We start from the raw sequence: 6,555 nt of genomic DNA, 5'->3' as shown, positions 1-6,555 counted from the left end.
CAAAACCCACAAGCAGTGCCACTGAATACCCTCGTCTGTAACCTCGTTTCCTCTTCGCCCTTGTCACCTACTCTCTCACCCGTCACTTGAGGGCACACGCATGTATACACTGGTCAAAACGAGTATCCTCCTTTCAATGTGGACTATCCGCCCTATAAAACGATGCGCGCGTCTCGCGGAGAATTTCATTAGATTATGTATCTGAATAGGATGATTAGTAATTCGTCTTTTGGTATGCATGCCTTAGACAAAAGGGCTGGAAGAATCCTAATGTAGGTCAGAAGAGATTTGAACCCTGCCAACAGTGGAGATATAAACGCGCGCGTGTAACACATCACTGAAAAGGAGAGGCTTCCGTTGGAATTTAATGATAAACGCCGCGGAAAACTTGTTGTTGTTGCCCACTGCATTTTGAATCAGAACTCACGTGTCTTAGGCTTAGCTCACTATCCAGCGGTAATTGACGGAGTTGTAGACGTTTTAAGAAGATACAGCATTGGTTTTCTCCAAATGCCCTGTCCAGAACTGGCATATGCAGGGGCCAAACGCCTAGGCAAAACCAGAGAAGAATACGACACACCTAGTTACAGAAGACATTGCAGACAAATCGCTGCATCAACAGCTAACCAACTTGAAGAATTCGCCAAAAATAACATTAAATTAGTCGCTGTGGTTGGCATCGAAAACAGCCCAAGCTGCGGTGTAGATAACCTCCTAAGTGAAACAGGTATTCTAATGGAAGAACTTGCGACAGAGCTAGAAAAGAAGGGGCTCAAGATTCCTATGCACGCCCTAAACACGCGAGAAATCAGCGTCGACATAGAATGGTTAACGAAACTTCTAGGGACAGTTTAGATAGGCGGTTTGGTCTTTCTCTGCTTAAACGCTGGTAGTTTGGACCATCTTTCAAACTCGGAGCCAGGCGGGTCATTTTCAAACAACTGTTTTCTGTTTGCTTCCAACAACCGATTTTCCTCGCCTAGAAACTCTGCAGCAGTAACCACCTTATTCCCCGCATCCAAAGCAGATTCAAGAACTTGCCTCGCAGAACCCCTCCACTCTATGTCCCGCAGAAGATGATGCTCCACAACGACAACCGGAACCGATTTGGCTAGGGCTTCCAAGTTTTTCAAGCCTTGCAGTATTTGCTGCTCGTTAACCCTAGAGCCAGCCAAGTAAAGAGGTGGACCACCGATAATGAGCAGTTGTGGCTTCTCAGCTAGAATGATTCGCAGAGTATTATTATCCATTGGTCCTTGTACGTCTGAAGCAAACAGTATCCGTTCATCTTCACGTTCAATAGTGGTCATGAGCACCCAACCAAGCGGCGTGTTGATTGAGCCGTGGAAAACTGGACGAGAAAACTTGAGCTTCGTTTCTCCGAAGGAAACGGTCTTACCGTCTGCAAATTCTAGTTTCTTTGCGTGCTTGCCGCTTGTTTTTTTGAAATTCCATCCTCTTCGACGTTGACTTGCATTAATGTCAACACGGTAATTCTTAGCTAACACAAGCTTTCCTCCATAAATCTGCCGCCCGGTTTCACTGTCAGTCCAGTTGCATAGCCAGTCTTCAAAGGAAGGCGTATGATGGTCAAAGTGATAATGACTAATCGTGACTACGTCGGCTTTTTCTGCAAACTTGGCAATTTTTCTTCTGGCTTCTATAATGGCTCTGAATTCGCTGGGATGCGGTGGCAACCTAAAACGGAAAGGACAGAGTGACACGCCAGCGTCTAGAAGAACACGAATATCAGGTGTCTCTACGTAAGTGCACATAGATCTTGTGCCGAAGCTTTCCGCAGCCAAAGGTACTACTCTTATTTTCTGAAGCAACGTATTTCGCGTCTTTGTTTTAGATATACGTTTTTATGTAAGCTATGCTTAATGACGTTTTGGTGGGCGATGACGACTCTGGCCCCCCTGACCCGAGTATGATTGGGATCTTGAGAGGGAACAGTCAAGTCGACGTTTCCCAAGAATGCGTGAGCCCACAAATACTTTTCACGAAAGTAGCCAAAAAGGGGAACTAGTTGTCGCTTAGATGCCATGTACAGAAAGCAGTATTTTATTGACTTCGCGTTCAATAACAAAATAAGGCAAACAAAAAAAAAGGAAGTTGTTTTGCTGGGTTACCAGCTTTTGCCGTAGTTTCCAGCTGCTGCTACTATATCGTAGATGTCTATGTCTCCGTCGTCGTCCAAGTCGCAGTTAGGGTCATACCGTGGATCTGGCTTTGATACGCCGTAAATGCCAGCCATGCGGACAATGTCGTAGATGTCTACGTCTCTGTCTCCATCAATATCGCCAGGCAATGTCACTAAGATCGTGCCATCAACCATTGTGTTGTCAGCTGTGTCGATTTCGCCTGTAACGGTGTCTGCTATGGCACTTATGGTGTAGTTGCCATAAGCAAAGCCTGTGGTGTCCCACTTGTAAGTTAGGATTTGGATGTTTCCTGGGTTCAGCGTTACTGGTAATGTTCCGATTATGGTGGCATTGGCGTAAGCAGTGACATTGAAAGTCTCCATAAAGCCTCCTTGATTTTCAACTGTCACGTATATAGTTACATTATTTCCTTGGCCAACTGTTTCAAGCGGTAGGCAGCCAGTTTTGGAGGTTGTGACGTTGATTACAGCTACGTCATGTTCGGCAAGTGGCGAGGTCACTACCGCAGCTGTGATGAATGCATGCCAAGTTTGTGGCCACATGTAGCCTGGACTCTGCAAGTATCCTAAGAGCTCCCACGTCAAGCCGTAGGGGGAAGGCGAGAGCATGGCTGCGTACGCGTCATGTGAAACGTACTGGGCATCATTGTGTATTGCAGGGTCTCCGTGGGGTGCGTGTGGTACTGGTACGTCGCCGGGCCATCCCGCTTCGGCAGCGTCCTGCCATGGGTCACTGATGAGCAGTTCTACGGTTGTAGAGTTTACTCCAGCACAGGTCACGTAGTGTCCGCCTTCTCCACCTGGATCGTAGATCCAGCGTTCTCCAGTAGCCTCATCCCAGAATTCAAGTAGAAGGACTACATCTTGGCATCTGTAGATTTCTTCTTCTATCCAGAAGAAGTCTGGAAATTCCATTGAGTGCACCTCGAATTGGTCTTGTACGCCTTGATATATCAGGTACTGATTGAGTCCCCACTCCATGTCCCACCAAAATGTTCCAGTGTGGTACATGCCGGTTCGGATGCCGTCTGTGTCCATCCACCACGCTAAGTCGTTAACCAGTGGAAAAACGTTTCGCACATCATGGTCATCCCAAGGTCCGTAGGCTGTTACAAGTGGGAAGTTGTCAATGATCGCTGGTGGAGGTATAGTGTTTGGTTCGAATTCGGAGTCTAACCACCACACTGAGTTTGCAACTGACACTGGGCCACACCAGCTCCATCCTATGTCCGGGTGGAACCAGCCGTCTTGTTTCTGGTCAAAATCTGGCATCCCGCTGGGTGCGTAGTCGGGGTATGGGGCTTTCTTGTGCCATGGTGGCGGCGGTGGGGGTTCTTCTGTTATCTTTTTTACGGTGATGTCTACTGCTACCTCGTCAACGTGGCACCAAAGACCTCCGTCTGGGCTTAAAAGCTCGAGCATGTCACAGTAGCTGAGGACGCCATTGCAATTGTCATACCAATTCTCGATGGTGAGGGGATAGCCAAACAGATCAGTTGGGCAGACTACTTCCCAATCGGTGTACAGCGGGTGTGTCTTCGGATAGTACATCCATTCCCATCCGTAGTATATGGCTGAGAGGTATTCTATGTATATCCGTTCTCCTGGCGTAAAGGGCATATGTCCTACCACATCTTCTACTGTGAGGTTGAGAGTGAGCGTCATGTTCTCTACATGATACTTGTCGGTCAAGCCAGTGGGTAAAAGCGCTAGTGTGATGTTATCGCAAGGATTAAGCAATCCGTCGCCATTGTCTTCCCATTCTAATGTGTCGTAATCATTGACGCTGCATTCAGGGTAAAGCTCATGCCAGATTATGCCAGTAGGATCATCGATCTTCTCGTTGAGGATCATGTCTATTGACAGTTCTTCCACGTGCCACCAACCATAGTATAAATCTGCGTACAAATCGTGCAGCTCAATGTTATCGCAATAGTCTAGTACTCCGTTACAGTTGTCTTCCCAGTCAGTTATGTTAAGAGATGGACTATATAGAGGATAGACTTCGTGCCATGTGGAATTCACCACAGTGGTTTTAATGTTGTACATTGTTTCGAAGGGGCCTTTATACTCGATGTACATCTCTTGTTTTGGGTCACTTAGATTGGATACGCGCATGGTGAAGGTTACTCTGTCAACGTAGTACCATTTCGTTTCTTGAGTTGTCTCGTTCAACATGTCGATCTGGTCGCCGGGACTAAGCCTGCCAGGGAAGGGATCCTCTATGGGTTCTTCCCAGCTAGTAAGAATGTGGTAGTTGCAAAAGCTTGGATAAAGCTCATGCCATTCAATGCCAATAGGATCCATAACTTTTTCGTTAAGGATTAGGTCAGTAGCAGACTCTTCAACGTGCCACCATATTCCTAGCCAATCTTCAAACATGATATAGTCGCAGTAGTCGAGATAACCATTGCCGTTATCTATCCAATCAATAATATGATATGGATGCCCTGTTACCCCGTGGTAAACGGGCCACACTTCGTGCCAGAAAGTGCAGATAGGCGTGTATATATATGGATCTAATGGATCATAGGGTGGATTAATGGGCGGGTTCTTGTACTCAACATACAGAAATTCTTGGAAATCTTCACTGTACAAGCCTAATGTCAATGTCACTCTGTCTACATGATACCAACGTACCTCCTGAGTCACATCGTTAGTCATGTCGATTTGATCTGAAGGATCAAGATATCCATTCCCGTTGTCTTCCCAACTTGTGAAAGTCCAACTCTCACAATAGTCAGGATAGATTTCATGCCATGGAGTTCCCCATGGATCAAATGGGTTGATTATGCCCATCAACGAGTGCATGTGAACTGGCGTAAGAGACGGACCATCCATGTGGATTGGCGTAAGAGACGGACCATCAAGGTAAATGAGATCATCCTGCGGCAGCGCACTTGTAGGCAAATTAATGCCAACTAATAACAAAGATGCAACAAGCAAAGTCAAAGCAAACAACGTAAAAGCTTTCTTTTCGTCGATATTTAGCATATCTTCTATATTCTCCTTTCTATTTTCAGTATGTACTATTTATGTAACCTACTTAAAAAAACCTATGGAACATAGTTCCAATTTCTAGCCTAAAGGCGTAAAACGCCTAATCTTCAAAGCATTATCAGAAAACATTAAAAAGTGACTTACACAGCTATATTTTCACTTTATCCCTACGAAAATATACTACTAAACAGACAAAAACCATTAAAAGCTCGGTGAATAGACAATTAAGAAAAGGAGTAAGGCTCGTTGCTTTCTGCCAGCGTTTTCAAAGATGAAACCAAACTGGACATTAACTATACACCAGCGAAACTTCAACACCGCGGTTATGAGCTTAAACTTCTAAACCAGTACTTCCGCCACACTATAGAAACTCCGGGAAAAATGACGCAACGTGTAATTGTAACTGGCAAAATTGGAACTGGGAAAACCGTGGTGGCTCAGTATTTCGGGCGAAGCATAATGCGCGAAGCGCAGCAGCGTAACATCAATCTCCACTATATCCACGTGAACTGCCGCCAAAACAGAGGCAGTTTTTTTCTAATACTGCAACAACTAGTGACGAGATTTCATCCAACTTTTCCAAAACGAGGCTACTCTGCTGAAGAATTACTGCAGACCTTACTTCAAATTCTTGACAATCAAAACATCTACCTCATCATCGCCTTGGACGAATTAGAATCACTCATACGGAACGAGGGTTCCGAGCCTCTCTACAAAATAACTCGCGTAGAAGAAACCCGTGTCAAAGCACTTGGGCGACTTTCGCTTCTATGTATCCTCCGACAACTAAGCTGGCTCAACAAGTTAGATGCAAGTACTAGGAGCACGCTTCAGAGCAACATAATCGAACTGGGCGCCTATACAAAGGCACAGCTACAAGACATTCTAGGCAACCGCGTGACATTAGCCTTCAAGCAAGGAACTGTTCCTACGGAAACCATAACACTTGCAGCAGAGTTGGCTGAAGAGGAAGGGGGAAATGCACGTTATGGCATAGAACTTCTTTGGAGAGCTGGGAAATACGCGGACACAGAAGAAATTAAAGAGGTTTCACCTGAATATGTCAGAAAAGCCGTTGGAAATGTCTATGCAGGAATACGGCGAGACGAGATTGCGGCTTTAATCTTTCACAAAAAGCTACTTCTACTCGGTATTGCACGGCGTTTCCAGCAAACCGGTGGGATTCATCTTTCAATGGGTGAAGCAGAAGAAGCTTATACTATCGCGTGCGAAGAGTTCGACGAGAAACCGCGAGGGCACACGCAACTCTGGAAGTATATGCAGGAGCTTTCAAACTTCGGCGTTATCAAGGCAGAACTTTCTACTAGTGGTCAACGGGGCAAAACTACCTTGATAGGGCTACCACGTATTGCTGCAGCAGACTTGGAAAA

General features: G+C 45.8%; 4 protein-coding genes. 2 read left to right on the top strand and 2 right to left on the bottom strand.

Annotated features, from left to right (window positions below; genetic code table 11):
• The first annotated feature begins 357 nt into the window (after positions 1–357).
• Complete coding sequence (locus KAU88_03510; protein ID MCK4477581.1) at positions 358–855, top strand: hypothetical protein; 498 nt, start codon at positions 358–360, stop codon at positions 853–855.
• Here the strand turns inward: KAU88_03510 and KAU88_03505 are convergent.
• Together KAU88_03505 and KAU88_03500 are read right to left on the bottom strand one after the other, a co-directional pair.
• Positions 852–1,805, bottom strand: coding sequence for a hypothetical protein (locus tag KAU88_03505; GenBank protein MCK4477580.1), 954 nt, complete (start codon positions 1,803–1,805; stop codon positions 852–854). The two genes, KAU88_03510 and KAU88_03505, sit on opposite strands and share 4 nt — an antisense overlap.
• A 323-nt stretch (positions 1,806–2,128) precedes the next feature.
• Positions 2,129–5,158, bottom strand: a complete 3,030-nt coding sequence (locus KAU88_03500; GenBank protein MCK4477579.1) for a hypothetical protein — start codon at positions 5,156–5,158, stop codon at positions 2,129–2,131.
• A 252-nt stretch (positions 5,159–5,410) separates the two neighbouring features.
• Between KAU88_03500 and KAU88_03495 the strand changes: the two genes are divergently transcribed.
• Positions 5,411–6,555: ORC1-type DNA replication protein (locus KAU88_03495; GenBank protein ID MCK4477578.1), on the top strand; the 1,145-nt coding region annotated here is incomplete at its 3' end.

The sequence above is a fragment of the Candidatus Bathyarchaeota archaeon genome, from assembly GCA_023131225.1.
Taxonomy (GTDB): domain Archaea; phylum Thermoproteota; class Bathyarchaeia; order Bathyarchaeales; family SOJC01; genus JAGLZW01.
This window is presented reverse-complemented; position numbering and strand designations above follow the sequence as displayed.

Coding starts and splice junctions, on each gene's coding strand:
- KAU88_03500 (MCK4477579.1), bottom strand. CDS start 5,158: ATGCTAAATATCGACGAAAAGAAAGCTTTTACGTTGTTTGCTTTGACT.